Origin of the sequence: Micromonospora haikouensis, from assembly GCF_000876225.1 — a bacterium.
Classification (GTDB): Bacteria; Actinomycetota; Actinomycetes; order Mycobacteriales; family Micromonosporaceae; genus Micromonospora; species Micromonospora haikouensis.
Genome location: NZ_JXSX01000001.1, coordinates 2853379 through 2869192 on the forward strand (window position 1 = coordinate 2853379; position 15814 = coordinate 2869192).

Annotated in this window: 6 protein-coding genes; 2 read left to right on the plus strand and 4 right to left on the minus strand. The window is 72.3% G+C overall.

The genetic code is table 11. The features are described from left to right. Positions 1–102 precede the first annotated feature (102 nt). The 3 genes from TK50_RS11825 to TK50_RS11835 form a co-directional block, all read right to left on the minus strand. Positions 103–810 (minus strand): hypothetical protein, encoded by a 708-nt coding sequence (locus tag TK50_RS11825; protein ID WP_043964325.1) that lies wholly within the window; start codon positions 808–810, stop codon positions 103–105. Positions 811–916: 106 nt separating this feature from the next. After that, complete coding sequence (gene yaaA / locus TK50_RS11830) at positions 917–1732, minus strand: peroxide stress protein YaaA (RefSeq protein ID WP_043962787.1); 816 nt, start codon at positions 1730–1732, stop codon at positions 917–919. Between the two features lie 64 nt (positions 1733–1796). After that, positions 1797–3413, minus strand: a complete 1617-nt coding sequence (locus TK50_RS11835) for a hypothetical protein (RefSeq protein WP_043964326.1) — start codon at positions 3411–3413, stop codon at positions 1797–1799. A 162-nt stretch (positions 3414–3575) separates the two neighbouring features. Between TK50_RS11835 and TK50_RS11840 the strand changes: the two genes are divergently transcribed. Then, complete coding sequence (locus TK50_RS11840) at positions 3576–4616, plus strand: App1 family protein (protein ID WP_043964328.1); 1041 nt, start codon at positions 3576–3578, stop codon at positions 4614–4616. A gap of 72 nt (positions 4617–4688) precedes the next feature. Here TK50_RS11840 and TK50_RS35415 read toward each other — a convergent pair whose 3' ends face one another. After that, positions 4689–9110 carry a LamG-like jellyroll fold domain-containing protein gene (locus TK50_RS35415; RefSeq protein WP_043962788.1) on the minus strand — a complete coding sequence of 1474 codons (4422 nt, stop codon included), beginning with the start codon at positions 9108–9110 and terminating at the stop codon, positions 4689–4691. A gap of 340 nt (positions 9111–9450) precedes the next feature. Here TK50_RS35415 and TK50_RS11850 point away from each other — a divergent pair, with 340 nt between their 5' ends. Continuing rightward, positions 9451–15795, plus strand: a complete 6345-nt coding sequence (locus TK50_RS11850) for an RHS repeat-associated core domain-containing protein (protein ID WP_241773974.1) — start codon at positions 9451–9453, stop codon at positions 15793–15795. Positions 15796–15814: the final 19 nt, after the last annotated feature.

A 15814-nucleotide genomic window follows, 5' to 3' on the forward strand; every position in this document is an offset into this window, starting at 1 on the left:
CACTCTGCGCGGTGCACCGCCGCCCGCGCAAGCCCACGGGCCGGGCCCGCCGCGGTGCGAGCCCGTACCCGCCTGCGCGGGGCGGCCGGTGCGCGGGGCCGGTCAGCCGACGGCGGCCACCCCCGGCCCGGTCGCCGGGTCCAGGGTGACGCTGTGCAGGATGCGGTCCCGGTCCGGGCCGTCGGCCACGCTCACCACGAAGCAGCCCGCGCCGGGCCGCAGCAGGGCGGGCACCTCCAGCAGGGCGGCCCCCCGGACCAGCACGGCGGCCAGCTCCCGGTCGGTCAGCCGGATCCCGAGGATGTGCCGGCGCACGTGCCGGCCGCCGGCCAGCAGCGACGCCCGCCACGCCGCGGCGGCCAGCCGGGGCCGCCACGTCCGGCGCGGCGCCGACGCCCCCGACGCGGGCCCGCCGAGCAGCTCCCGGCGGCCCTGCCGCCAGCCGGTCTCCACCAGCGCCGCGTACGCCGCCCGGTGCTCGCGGGCCACCTGGAGGCGGTGCAGCTCATAGCGGCGGCGCAGGCCACCGGTGGTCACCTCGTGCCGCACCGGGATCTCCAGCCGGGCCAGGAGCTGGCGCATCCGGTGCGCCGCGTCCTCCCGGTTGAACTCGGCGGCGGGGCCGGCGTGCGGGTGGGCGGGGGCCGCCGGCCGCCGCCCGGCCCGGACGGGTGCGGCCGGGGCGGCCGGCGCGGACACGCAGCGCAACAGGCAGGCCACCTCGAACGCGTCGGCGAGGGTCACCCAGTCCAGCGGGGCCGGGGCCGCCGGAAGACGAGGCCGGTCGAGCAGCGTGGGTTCGAGGGGCACCACAGTCTCCTTGTCGGCGTCGGATACCCCATACCGTGGCCCGCCGGACGGCCCGGTGGTACCCGTGGCCGCCAGGCTTGAGGAAATCTTGCGACAGTTCAGAGCGTCACAACTGCGTCACCACCACGTCGACCGCCCGGGGCCGCCCGGCCGCCACGGGCTGCTCCAGCACCGTGTACTTCGCCTCCCGCAGGGCGGCCACCAGCCCGTCGGCGGTGCGCGGCCGGGCCCCGGCGGTGAGCAGGTCGCGCACCAGCCGGCCCTTCGTCGCCTTGTTGAAGTGGCTCACCACGCTGCGGACCGGCCCGGAGGGGGTGTCCCGCTCGTGCAGCACCCGCACGGTCACCGTCCGCTCCGCCAGCTCGCCGCGCGGGGTCCACGTCGCCGCGTACGCGCCGGAGCGCAGGTCCAGCACCGGGCCGCGCCCGGCCGCCGCCTCCAGCGCCGGCCCCAGCTCCCGCCGCCAGTACGCCGACAGCGCCCCCACGCCGGGCAGCCGCGCCCCGATCGGGCACCGGTACGGCGGGATGCGGTCGGTGAGCCGCACCGCGCCCCACAGCCCGGAGCTGATCAGCACCGACCGGCGGGCCGCCCGCTGCGCCGCCGCCGGCAACGTGGCCAGGTCGAGGGCCTCGTAGAGCACGCCCGTGTAGAGCCGGCCCGCCTCGGCGGTGGCCGCCCGCTCCAGCCGCGCGTTGCGGCGCAGCTCGCCGGCCAGCCCCGGGGTCAGCCCCAGCGCCTCCAGGGCCGCCGCCTCGTCCGGGGCCCCCGCCCCGGCCGGGCCCGCGCAGAGCCCCACCAGCGCCGCCAGCACCCGCGCGCGGGCGTCGGTCAGCGCGGGCAGGGACAGCCGGGCCAGGTCCAGCCGCCGGCCGGTCCCAGCGTCGGCCTTGCCCTCAGAGGGCGGCAGCAGGATGAGCATCGCCTCACGACTCCTCGCGCACCCGGCGACGTGCGCGCCGGTCGGGCCAGCGTACGCACCCCGCTCAGCGCCACGGCCGCACGGCCGTCTCCGGGTGGTACACGCGATACCGGCCGACCTCGGCGCGCAGCGCCGCCCCGGCGCGCGGGCCGAGCAGCTCCCGCAGCCGTCGGTCGGCCGGGCTGCCGGCCACCAGCACGTACCCGGGCCGGTCGGCCAGCGCCACCTGCCGCCAGTACGGCCGGTAGCGGTTCTGCCCCGGCATCAGCCGCCCGTCGAGCACCCCGCAGAGCACCTCCTCCGCCGTCTCGAAGACCAGCCGGTTGCAGGTCCAGTACTCGCCGTACACCGCGCGCAGCCCCGCCCGGCGCACCACGTCGGCCAGCTGCCGGGCCTGCCGCTCCTCGACGCGCAGCGGCCCGAGACCCGCCACGAACAGGCCGGTGGCGGCCAACGCCGTGGCGGCCAGCCCCGCCAGCGCGGCCGTCGCCGACGCCCCGGCGAGCCGCCCGGCCGCGCCCGCCGGGCCCCGCCACACGTGCCGGGCCGCCACCCACAGCGGCCACAGCACCACCGGCAGCGACAGCTGGAGCACCGACAGGTAGCGGGCGTTGTTCAGCGGGTCGGTGGCGGCCAGCGGGCTGCGCACGTACGCCGCGAGGGTCGACGCCGCGCCCGCGACCAGGGCGAGCTGCGCGGCCGGCCCGACCCGGTCGCCGGCCGGCCCGGCGGCGGCCCGCCGGTACGCGACCAGCGCGAGCACCGCGGCGGCGACCAGCAGCACGGGGTAGGCCACCCCGAACCACTGCTGCCAGCGGGCGCAGCCGCCGGCCGGGCACAGCCCGGTGGCCAGCGGCACCCCCTCCAGCAGCCCGCCGCGCAGCCGCCCGGCCAGCGGCGGCGCCGCGCCGGCCTCCCCGCTGATCCGCCGCACCACCGACAGCGAGTCCTGCCCCGGCGACGCGCGCAGGCTGTCGACGATCAGCGGCACCGCCCCGACGGCGAACCCGGCGGCCAGCGCCGCCCCGCACCAACCGAGCAGCTCCCGGCGTAGCACCCAGGCCAGCAGCAGGACGGCCGCCGCCAGGTACGGCACGATCAGCCAGTCCGACCAGACGGCCAACCCGGCCAGCAGCCCCGCCGCCCCCGCCGCCAGCGGCCGGGACCGCACCCGCCCGTCGGCGAGCCCCACCGCCACCAGCAGGATCGCCAGCACCGCCGGCTTCACCTCGGGCCGCCCGCCGACCGCCTGCAACTGGTCGCGCAGCACCCGCTCCGGGCCGAGCGCGAGCAGGCCGACGACCAGCACGGCGAACCACGGCGCGCAGATCCGGCGGGTCAGCCGGTACGCCAGGAACACGAACAGCGCCCACAGCGCCAGCACCGGCAGCCGCAGCACCGGCCAGCTCGGCCCGGCGACGGCGACCAGCGGTGCCGCCAGGTACGCCTCCGCCATGCCCATGTAGCGCTGCCCGTACAGGAAGATCGGGTGCTCCCGGCCCTCGGCGATGTGCAGCGCGGCCAGGCCGAAGGTGGCCTCGTCGCTGTTCGACACGGGCACCGTGAGCAGCGTGAGGACCAGCCGGTAGCCGAGCCCGGCCAGCCCGAGCAGCAGCGCCGCCAGCGCCGGCCGGTCGAGCGCCGGACGCCACCGCCCACGGTCCCGCACAGCTGTCGACACGACCAACGCCCCCGTCGCCGCCCCGACCGGAGTGTGTCACGCGACCGGGGCGGGCCGGGCCGGATCGCCGCAGACCGGAGGCGGGCCGCGGTCGCCCGTGCGGCCGTCGCGGAGCCGGCGGCTCGCGTGGCCGACGTCGCCGCGGTGTGGCAGGGTTGCCGTGTGCCACCGACACCCGCCGGCGAACTGGCCGTACCGAACCTGCACCGGGCCGCGCGGTTCGAGGACGCCGTGCACAACCTGGTCGAGCGCCGGCTGCGGCGCACCGGGTGGCAGACCAACATCATCGCGTACGCCGGCTACGGCGCCCCCGGCTGGGCGCGGGTGCTGTGCCGGGTGCTGCTCGGCCGCCCCGACACCCGGTCCCGGCAGCGGCTGGAGAAGGTGCGCGGCTGGCGCAGCTTCACCACCCTGCCCGCCAAACACGTGACGGTCACCATCGAGGCCGGCGGGGTGACGCACGAGGCGAAGGCCGACCGCAGCGGCTTCGTCGACACCGTCGTCGAGGCCGACCTGACCCCCGGCTGGGCGTCGGTGCGCCTCAGCGTCGCCGACGCCGAGCCGGTGGAGGCACTGATCCGCGTCCTCGACCCGAACGTCCGGTTCGGCATCCTGTCCGACATCGACGACACGGTCATGGTGACCGCCCTGCCGCGTCCGCTGCTCGCCGCGTGGAACACCTTCGTCCTCGACGAGCACGCCCGCGCCGCCGTGCCCGGCATGGCGGTGCTCTACGAGCGCCTCGTCACCGCCCACCCCGGCGCGCCCGTGTTCTACCTGTCCACGGGCGCGTGGAACGTCGCGCCGACGCTGACCCGGTTCCTGTCCCGGCACCTCTACCCGGCCGGGCCGCTGCTGCTCACCGACTGGGGGCCGACGGCCGACCGGTGGTTCCGCAGCGGCCGGGAACACAAGCGCGCGACCCTGGCCCGGCTGTCGCGCGAGTTCCCCGACGTGCGCTGGCTGCTCATCGGCGACGACGGCCAGCACGACCCGGAGATCTACCGCGAGTTCGCCGCCGGGCACCCCGACAACGTGGCCGGCGTGGCGATCCGCCGGCTGTCACCCACCCAGTCGGTGCTCGCCGGCAGCCTGCCCACCCCGTCGGGCAGTTCCTCCTCGGGTCCCGTGGGGCAGAAGTGGCTCTCCGCGCCGGACGGCGCGGGCCTGTGGAAGCTGCTGCGCGACGCGGGCCTGGTCTGAGCCCGTCCCCGCCCGTCCCCGCCCGGCACCGGCTGGCCGGGCCGACGGGCCCGGCCAGCCGGTCACCCTACGTCACCAGCCGGTGGTGATCTGGCTGCGGGCGCTCAGCAGGCCCGCCGAGGCGCCGGGATACAGCCACAGGATCCCCGTCGAGTTCTCCCGGGCGACGACATCGGGCTTGCCGTCGCGGTTGAAGTCGGTCAGGCCGAACGAGGTGTAACCGCCCCAGCCCACGCCGACCTGGGTGATGCCCACCGCCGGGAAGTCGTACAACCGCAGCGTGCCGTTGCTCACCACTCGGGTGTAGACGTCCGGCGTGGGGTCGCCGACGACGTCGGCGATGCCGTACGGGGTGTAGTCGGTCGACCAGCCGTCGCCGATGTCCACCCGGGCGCTCGTGCCCCCGGCGAGGTCGCCGGGATACACCCACAGGTCGTTGGTGGAGCCCGCCGTGATCACGTCCTGGAAGCCGTCGCGGTTCCAGTCGGCCACCCCGTACGGGCGGTAGTTGCACCACTGGTTGCCCAGGAACGTCGGCGTGGCGCTCAGGTCGTCGGCCGTGCCGAGGAAGACCTGCAGCTCGCAGGAGGTGTTGTCGCGGACCACGATGTCCTGGTTGCCGTCGTGGTCCCAGTCGGCGATGCCGAAGACGGTGAACTGGTTCCACCCGGTCGACATCAGCCGCGGGGTGGCCACCTGCGCGTTCTGCTTGCGGTACCGCCACAGGTTGCCGCCGGTGTCGGCCGCGTAGATGTCCGTCTCCGTGGTCCCGGTGCCGGGCGGCGTCCAGGTGGTCGCGCCGAACGGGGTGCGTGCCCCGGTCGCCGGCACGGTGTTGGTGGCCCCCACCTGGGTCGGGGTGAGCGCCCGCTTCCACACCTGGAGGTTGCTGATCATCCCGGCGTAGTAGGCGGTGGGCTGGCCCTGGTAGAGGTAGCGGCCGACGACGAACTTGCCGCCGCTGGGCCACGTCGGCGTCGCGGTGAACTGGGCGCTGCCCTTGAGCACCCCGTTCACGTACAGCGAGATCGTCCGGGTCTTGGCGTTGAAGGTCGCCACCAGGTGCGTCCAGACGCCGAGCGCCGTCCCGGCCGGCGTCACCACCTGGGTGTACGACCAGCCGCTGTCGGCGTTGCCCATGCCGAAGCGCCACGTGTTGTCGCTCGTGTTGTTCCACAGCAGGAAGCGCGACGCGTTTGCGCCGTCCTCGCTGGCGATGACCCCGCCCGCCGCGGTCGGCTTGGCCCACACCGAGATGCTGAACGACTTCGTCGTGTCGATCAGGGGACTGTTGACCGTCAGCGCCCCGTCGCCCGAGGGGTTCACCGCGGTGCCGGTCTCGTCGGTGTTCATGATCAGGGCCGGGCTGAACAGGTCGTCGCTGCGCCAGTGGGCGTCGCCGCCGGTGGCGGTCAGCGTGCTGCCGCCGGTGACGTCCGTCGCGGTCGTGACCGCCCCGTCGCCGCTGTCGTCGAACTTCCAGGTGTGGTCCGAGGTGATCAGGGTCTGCTTCGGCTGCGCGGTCACGGTGGCGCTGCCGGCCTGGAGGCCGGTCACCAGCCAGGCCGTGGTGGCGGCGTCGGCGCCCACGGTCCACAGGTCGGCGGTGCCGTCGCCGTTGACGTCGCCCGCGCGCAGGCTCAGGCTCGCGCCGGTGTTCCAGCCGGACGCCGCGAGGGTGCGGGCGGTGTAGGTGAGCTGCCCGGTGTCCTGGTTGAACGCGAGGCCGGTCCACAGGTGCAGCGCGCCGGTCGTCCGGTTCCACAGGAACATGGCGGTGCCGTCCGACGCCTCGGCGGTGGCGATGCGCCAGTTGTTCCAGTCGGTGCCACCCGTCGGGGTGGACGCGGTGGTGTGCTGGGTGCCGAGGTAGCCACCGGTGATGCCGAAGTTGGGATAGTAGGTGAGGAAGTAGCCGTTGGTGGCGTCCCCGCTGGTCCCGATCAGGTCGGGATAGCCGGAGCCGGCCTGCCGGCTGTCGCCGGCGTTGACGAGCTGGATCGGCGGGTTGCCGTTCGGGTCGTTGAGCAGCGAACCCTCGATGCCGAACTGGTTCTCGACCCGCTCCGGGCGCAGCACCGAACCGTCGCCGTTGCCGGCGATCAGCTCCGCGCGGACGGGGTCGGCGGCCGGATAGTAGACCAGCAAGTCCTGGAAGCTGCCGCCCAGGAAGCGACCGCTGACGACCTGGGCGCCGTCGAAGTCGGCCGGCGAGTTGGTCCCGGAGACCCCGTTGCCCCGGGCGCCGATGTTGCTGATGTTCGGGTTGACGCCGGCCGCGCCGTTGTTCTCCGCCAGCCAGATCCCCGCCGCGAGGTTGTTGGCGGAGCCCACGTTCAGCAGGTCGGCCCGGCCGTCGCCGGTGAGGTCACCGTCGGACGCCGGAGTGGCCGGGGGGACGGCGTTGAAGGTCAGGGTGTCGGTCTCGCCGAAGTTCTGGCCCGCCGCCGTGACGCTGGTGACCGAGAGCGTGTTCGTCAGCCGGGTGGGTCGGACGGGAATCGTCGCGTTGCCGCTGGCGTCCGCGGTGACGGTCACCGGCGGCGCGGCGTTCAGTTGGTACGTGTAGGCGGTCGGCACCGTGCCGGCCTCGGGCGGCGCGACCGTGAAGCTGGCCTGAACGCCGACGGTGGTCTGGGCGGGCGGCGAGATCCGCGGCGGCCCGGCCCTGGTCGCATCGAACGTGAACTTGCAGGTGGCCGACCAGTTGCTGGGGGTGCGGAAGTCGGTGGCCTGGACCTGCCAGGCGAAGGTGGTCGGCACGCCGTTGCTGGTCCCGGTAACGCCGGCGGCGGTGGCGAGGGTGGCGCGGGGCACGACGTACACGGCGGTGCTGCCGGAGGAGTACGTCAGCAGGTTCGGGTTGGTGTTGACCAGCGGTGTCCCGGGAGCGCTGGCCTTCCACAGCTTGAAGGTGACGCCGAGGGTGCCGCGGTTGGTGTCGGAGACCGGGGCGTAGAGCGAGACCGAGGTGTCGCCGACGACGGTGGGGCTGGCGGCGGCGCAGGACGTGGTGGGTGAGGTGGTCATCCCCGTAGGGGTGTTGGGCTTGTGGTTGTAGCGGATGGTGAGGGTGGGGCTGGTTTCGAGGAACTCCTTCCAGCTCTGCGTGTCGCTGGCCTCGTTCGCGGCGACCATCCAGAGGGTGCGGGTGGGCTTCTTGGCGGTGACGTCGGCTTCGATCTGGTTGGTGACGTCGAAGGAGGCGGCGTCGGCGTCGCAGCCGCTGTAGCCGTAGGCGAAGCTCCTGGATGCCACGACGCTGCCCTTGGTGACGCCTCCCCAGTGGTTCCAGGTGGCGTTGCCGGAGGTGAGGGTGGTCGCGGGGGCGTGGATGTTGACGGTCTTGGCGGTGCAGTTCCACGACTTGGTGTTGGTGATCTTGAAGATGGCGTCGTAGATCTCGGCCCCGGCGAGGGTGCTGTAGGGGATCGGGAAGTTGATCAGGGTCTGGGAGCGTTGGCTGCCGGAGTTGCCGACCTGCATGCGGCCGATGAGGTCGGGGGTGTCCTTCCAGTAGTTGGTGGACTGGTGTTGGTAGGAGATGGTGGCCCAGCCGGACATCTTCGGCCCGACGGGTGTCCAGTTGAACGTGGGGTCGACGTAGACCGGGTAGGCGGTCTTCGGGTCGTCGAGGAGCTTCCGGTCAGGGGCCAGGCGCAGCGTGCCGGGGGACACGCGTACGCCGATGGGGGCGCTCTTCGCGGCGTGGCCGGGTGCGGTGGCGCTGGACGCGGCGGTGCCTCGCTGGTGGGGGCCGGTGGTCGTGGCGGTGGTGGAGTCCCACATGGTCGGGGCGGGGGCGGTGAGGACGGCCTGGCCGGAGCGGTCGTGGCCGGTGAGGTTGCCGGCCGTGTCGGCGGTGAGGGTGATGCCCCGGGTGGTGGTGGTCAGGTCGAGGGTGGCCAGCTTGGGGTGTCGGGCGGCCTGGCGGTTCTTGACGACGAAGACGTGGGAGAAGCTGCCCTCGCCGGTGACGCGGACGGTGAGGTCGACGCCGGGCAGCACCTCGGGGTAGGTGGCGGTGGGCCCGGACAACGTGGGCGCGGGCAGCGCCATCGGCGCGGTGAGCGACAGCGCGCGGTCGCCGCTGGTCAGTTCGGCGAGAGGGCCGGTGCCGCCGGGGGAGAGCCGGACCTGGTTCGTGGTCACGGTCGGGGTGATGCTGCCGTCGGCGTGGCGGACCAGGGTCGGGTCGAGGCTGCGCCACTTCCCGTCGACGCGGGTGCGGGTCGGCACGGCGGTCTGGGTCAGCTCCACGGTGCCGTCGGGGCGGGCCGTCACGGTGGAGGTGGAGCTGCCGGCGGCGGTCGCCTCGACGGGTCGGCCCGTGCGCCGCGCCTCGGCCATGGCCCGGTCCACGCCGAGCGGGCCGGCGGCCGGTCTTGCGGCGGGCGCCGCGGGGGCTGCGGCGGCGGCCGACGGGGCGGCCAGAGCGATGGCCGCGCCCGCCGCGACGACACTCGTCGCGACGATCGACCCGATCGCCTTCACCCCGGTTGTCCTGATAGGAGGGCTGTTCAAGGGCATGGAGTGGTTCCTCCCCCGTGACTGTGTCCGGCGGACGCGGAATCGCGTCCGGTGGGCGGGCACAGTGAATCAGCCCGCGCGGCCCCGGGGAACGCCGAACATCACACCGGGTTGTCCCTTTCGGACTCCCTGTGGAGCATTTGATCCGCGCGTCATCCTCCTATCGTTACCTTGCCGTGACCTCCGGCCTGAGCGGACGTGAAACATTGTTCGCGCCACGTGGGTGCTCGTTCGGGCACGCTGCGTGGCTTTCTGTCTTCTGTGGAGTGGAGCGCGCATGGTCGGGCACGGGGGAACACGCCTGTTGACTGGGCCGAGACGGTTGGTCGCGGTGGCCGTGTCGGCGGCGCTGGTGGCGGGGTTGTGGTCGGGCACGCCGGCCGCCGCGAAGCCGAAGGGCGAGGGCCCGGCGAAGCCGCCCGCGACGTCGCCGGGCCCGGCGGTGAAGGGCGTCAAGCCGTTGCCGACGCGGTTCGTGACGCCGCGTGACGACGCGAAATCGACCCACCGCCCCTCACGGACGGTGTGGCCGACCGCCGCGTCGGCGCAGGTCGAGTTGGGCGCGCCGCAGGCGTTGTCGGCGGGGTCGCCGAAGGCGCGGGCGGCGGGCACCCCGGTGTGGGCGCAGCCGGTGGCGGTCAAAAGCGGACAACCCGCCGGGCCGAAGCGGCTCGCGGTGACGGTGGCCGACCGCAAGGCCGCCGAGGCGGCCGGCGTCGACGGCGTGCTGCTGTCGGTGACCCCGGACCGGTCGTCGGGCGCGGCGCGGGTCGGCGTGGACTACGCGGGCTTCGCGGAGGCGTTCGGCGGCAACTACGGGTCGCGGCTGCGGCTAGTCCGGCTGCCCGAGTGCGCGCTGACCACGCCGAAGGCGGCGGCGTGCCGCACGGCGCAGCCGCTGGCGTCCACCAACGACCCGGTGGCGCGGACCGTCTCGGCCGAGGTGCCGATGACCGCCTCCGCGTCCGGTGCGCGCGTGGTACTGGCGGCGGTGGCCGCGGCCGGCGAGGAGGGCGGCAACGGCGGCACCTACGCGGCCACCGACCTCAAGCCGTCCGGCTCGTGGACCGGCGGCGGGAGCACGGGCTCGTTCACGTACTCGTACCCGGTGACGGTGCCGCCGGCGGCGTCGGACCTGGTGCCCACGGTGGCCCTCTCGTACGACTCGGGCAGCGTCGACGGGCAGACCGCGTCGACGAACGCGCAGTCGTCGTGGGTGGGCGACGGCTGGTCGACGCCCCGGTCGTACGTGGAGCAGACGTTCGCCTCCTGCATGGACGACCCGGGCGGCAGCGCGTCGCCGGTGAAGACCTACGACCGGTGCTACGACGGGCCGATCCTGACCCTGTCGCTGAACGGGTCGTCGACGTCGCTGGTGTGGGACTCGGGCGCCAGCGAGTGGAAGCCGGAGTCGGACAACGGCGAGGTGATCACCCACGTCGTGAACGCGAACAACGGCACCGGCACCTACAACACCGACTACTGGCGGGTGACGCTGCGCGACGGCACGGTGTACGAGTTCGGCCGTAACCGCCTGCCGGGCTGGACGTCGGGCAAGGCCGAGACGAAGTCGGTCGACCACAGCCCCGTCTACTCCCCGCACTCGGGGGACCCGTGCTACAACGCGGCGGGGTTCTCCTCGTCGGTGTGCACGATGGCATACCGGTGGAACCTCGACTACGTCAAGGACGTCCACGGCAACGCGATGGCCTACTACTACCAGCAGGCCACCAACTTCTACGGCCGCAACAAGGGCGCCACCGACGTGTCGTACGTGCGGGACAGCAACCTGGCGCGCATCGACTACGGGTTCACCGACGGCAACGCCTACGGCACCGTGCCGAACCGGGTGGTGTTCACCACCGGCGACCGCTGCCTGTCGGGGACGTGCCAGCCGCTGAACTCGGCGAACAAGGCGAACTGGCCGGACGTGCCGTTCGACCTGATCTGCAACTCCGGCACCGACTGTGACGACTGGAGCCCGTCGTTCTTCTCGACGGTCCGCCTGACGTCCATCGAGGCGCAGCAGTACAACACGGCCACGTCGGCCTACGAAGCGGTCGACTCGTACGCCCTGTCGCACACCATGCCGGCAACCGGTGACGGCACGTCGCCGACGCTGTGGCTGACGTCGGTCGCCCGCACGGGCCACGACACGAGCGCGGGCGGCTCGACGGCGGCGATCACCCTGCCGTCGGTGTCGTTCACCGGGGTCAAGCTGGCCAACCGGGTCGACACCACCGGCGGGCTGCCCAACTTCTACCGGCAGCGGATCAGCACGATCACCACCGAGACCGGCTCGGTGATCTCCCCGAGCTACGAGCTGCCGGTGCCGTGCACCGCCCCGGTGACGACCACCCCGGCCACCAACACCAAGTCGTGCTACCCGGTCTACTGGACCCCCGACGGGTACGTGAACCCGAAGCTTGACTGGTTCCACAAGTACGCGGTCACCCGGGTCACCTCCACCGACCCGACCGGCGGGGCGCCCGCGCTGTCGACCAGCTACAGCTACCTCGGCGGGGCGGCCTGGCGATACGACGAGAACGAGGTCGTCAAGGCCAAGTACCGCACCTACGGGCAGTTCCGTGGCTACGCCAAGGTGCGCACCTTCACCGGCGACGGCGTCAACGACCGCCGCACCCAGTCCGAGGTCGCCTACCACCGCGGCATGAGCAAGAACAACTCCACCACCGTGGTCAACCTGACCGACTCCGCCGGCGGCGTCCACGAGGACGTCGACGAACTCGCCGGCAGGGAACTGGAGACGACCCAGTATCTTGGCGAGGGCGGCCGGGTCGACTCCTCCACCATCACCTCCTACTGGGTGTCCGGGGCCACCGCCACCCGCTCGCGCACCGGCCTGTCGGCGCTGACCGCGCAGTGGGTCGCGCCGATCAAGACGTACGCGCGGCAGGCGGTCACCAGCGGCACGTCGCTGACCTGGCGCTACACGGCCAGCGACAACAGCTATGACGCGAACACCGCCAGCGCCACCTTCGGCGAGCTGAAGCACACCTACACCTACACGGTGCCGGTCAACACCGCGTACGACCAGTGCACCAGCTACACGTACGCCCCGGTCAACGCCGGCGCGAACCTGGCCGGGCTGGTCAGCCAGACCGAGACCGTGTCGGTGGCGTGCGGCGGCTTCACCCAGGGCAGCCCCGCCTCCGAACCGGGCAGCGTCAACACGCTGACCGCCCCGGCGACGGTGAGCCGGCCGGCGCAGGTGGTCAAGGTCGAGCGGAACTTCTACGACGACCCGACGTTCGCCACCACGTTCCCGCAGGCCGCCGCCCCGACCAAGGGCGACGTCACCCTCACCCAGGTCGCCAGGGACCACACCGCCGGCGCCTACGTCTGGCAGACCAGCGAGAAGACCACCTACGACACGTACGGCCGGGTCGTCGACGAGTACGACGCCAAGAACAACAAGACGACCACCGCCTACACCATGAACGCCGCCAACCTGGTCACCGGGACGTCGACGACGAACGCGCTGAACCAGACGTCGTCCGCCACGATCAACCCGAAGCGCGGCGGCATGCTCACCAGCACCGACGCCAACAACGTGGTGAGCCGGCAGCAGTACGACGCCCTGGGCCGCGCCACCGCCGTCTGGTTGCACAACCGGGCGACTAGCAGCAACGCCAACCAGAAGTTCACCTACACGGTGTCCAAGACCGGCGTCACGGCGGTGACCAGCCAGAAGCTGAACAACTCCAACGGCTACCAGACCTCGGTGACCCTCTACGACGCCCTGCTGCGGAGCCGGCAGACGCAGACGGTCACCCCGCAGGGCGGCCGGATGATCAGCGACACGTTCTACGACACCCGGGGCTGGACCAGGGCGTCGTACAACGGGTGGTGGGACGACGCGACCACGCCCGCCGTCACCACGCCGGTGTCGGCGGCGACCCTCGGCAAGCAGGTGCCCCACCAGACCTTCACCACCTACGACGGCCTCGGCCGCGCCATCGTCACCACGGCGGCGAAGAACGGCGTCACCGTCTCCACCACCACGACGATCCACGCCGGGGACCGCACCACGGTCGTGCCGCCCACGGGTGGCGTGGTCAAGGCCACCGTCACCGACCCGCTGGGCCGGGAGAAGGAGCTGCACGAATACCAGGCCCGCCCGACGGTGACCGCCCCGGCGGACACCTTCACCGGCGACTTCACCGTCACCGGCGGCACCGCCACGACCAGCACGTACGGCTACGACAGCCGCGGCAACCAGGCGACGCTCACCGACGCCGACAACAACGTGTGGACCTCGACCTACAACCTGCTCGGCCAGGTCGTGGCGAAGTCCGACCCCGATGCCGGCACCAGCAGCATGGTCTACGACGCCAACGGCAACCTGGTCCAGTCCACCGATGGCCGCGCCAAGACCCTGTCCTACACCTACGACGCCCTCGACCGGAAGACCGGCGAGTACGCTGCCACCGTGGTCAGCCAGTCGTCGGCGAATCAACGCGCCGCCTGGGCGTACGACAACAGCAACGCCGTCGCCGGGGTCACCAACGCCGTCGGCCAGCTCACCACCACCATCGCCTACCGGGACGGGCAGGCCTACACCACTCAGCAGAAGGCGTTCAACGTCTTCGGCAGCAGCCTCGGGCAGACCGTCACCATCCCCGCCACCGAGGGCGCCCTCGCCGGCTCGTACGTCTTCGGGCACTCGTACACCTCGGTTCTGGGCCTGCCGCTGACCGACACCTACCCGGCCAAGGGCAGCCTGCCCGCCGAGACTGTGCTGCACGGCTACTCCGGCCTGCTGGACCTGCCCACCACCCTCGCGGGCCTCGCCGCCTACACCACCGGCGTCACCTACGACGCCTGGGGCCGGGTCAACCAGCAGAGTATCGGCACCGCCACCAGCGCCGCCTACGTCACCAACACCTACGACACCCACACCAGCCGGCTGACCAACCAGCTCGTCACCCGCTCCACGGCCACCCCGGCCACGGTCGACGAGCAGGAGTACAGGTACGACCTGGTCGGCAACATCACCCGCAAGACCAGCAAGCGCCTCGGGGCCACCACCCCGGCGGAGACCCAGTGCTACGGCTACGACGGCCTTGCCCGCCTCACCGACGCGTGGACCGCCACCGACGCCTGCGCCACCACTCCGACCAACGCCAACAAGAGCATGGTCGGCAACACCCTCAGCACCGGCAGCGCCTACTGGACCACCTGGACCATCGACCCGATCGGCAACCGCACCCAGCAGGTCGAGCACAACCTGACCGGCGGCACCGATACGACCACCACCTACACGTACGACGGCAACGGGCAGAACAAGCCCCACACCCTGACGTCCACCGCCACCAGCGGCGGGGCGACCGGGAGCACCTCCTACACGTACGACGCCGCCGGCAACACCACCGGCCGTAACGCCGCCCAGGGCAACCAGACCCTCGCCTGGGACGACGCCGGCAAGCTGACCAGCGTGACCGGCGGCACCAGCGGCAACAACACCTTCACCTACGACGCCGACGGCAACCTGTTGCTCCAGAAGGAACCCGGCAAGACCACCCTCTACCTGCCGGGGCAGCAGCTCACCCTCAACACCGCCACGAACGCCGTCGACGGCAACCGCTACCACGCACTCCCGGGCGGCGGCAGTTGCATCCGCTCCGGCAGCGGCACGGCCTACGCCTTCGCCATCGCCGACCACCAGGGCACCCCGACCCTGTACCTCGACAACACCGCGCAGAACCCCACCTGGCGGCAGTACACGCCGTACGGCGCGGGCCGGGGCGCGGCGGTGGCCGTTCCCGACAACCGCGGCTTCCTCAACAAGCCGATCAGCCCGACCGGGCTCACCATCGTCGGCGCCCGCGCCTACGACCCGGCCATCGGACGCTTCGCCTCCGTCGACTCGCTTCAGGACACCGGCCAACCACAACAGTGGAACGGCTACTCCTACGCCAACAACACCCCGGTCACCCTTAGTGACCCGACCGGAATGATTCCTGACGACTGCAAGCATTTTGACTGTTATGGATATAGCCCCACGACGGGCTGTAAATACGGCTGCGGCAGTACCAGGAACGTAGAATGGGGCGGAAAGAACCGCAAGAGCACCACTCGTTCCAGGATGTATCGAAAAGGCATCAATGCCGGCGGATTTCGGGGGCCAGGGCACCGCGGATGCCCCCGCCCGGATTCGTGCCTCAGTAACGAGGAGCGGCGGAAGCGGCAAGAGGCGCAGGAGCTGCTGGCTTCCAATGAGCGTACGCACCAGCAAGAAGTGCAGGAGATGGAAGAGTGTAGGGATTCGGATGTCTGCTGGGCCGCATCCGGGGGGCGTGGTAAGCGCAATATTCGTGAGCAGTTGACGGAGGAGGAGAGGCAGGCACTCAAAGACCGGAAGGATGGCCTTCCGGTGGATGAAAAGGTCTACAAAAGAGCCAAGGCCAAGCAGACCACGAATGAGAAGATCGACTCGCGTAACGGGCAGAAGAGGCAGAGTCACTACGGTGCGGGAGGTAAGAAGAAAGAAGAGGGCGGCGAGGGTGTCAAGTTTGAGGCACCGGAGCCAGGAAGCGCGGCGGCGGCTGGTGGTGTGGCGGTCACGGTCGGCGCGGTCGTCGTCTGCATATTGGTTTGCTGGATCAACCCCGCTCTCGTTTCTTGAGCGTCGGTAGAACCTGTTT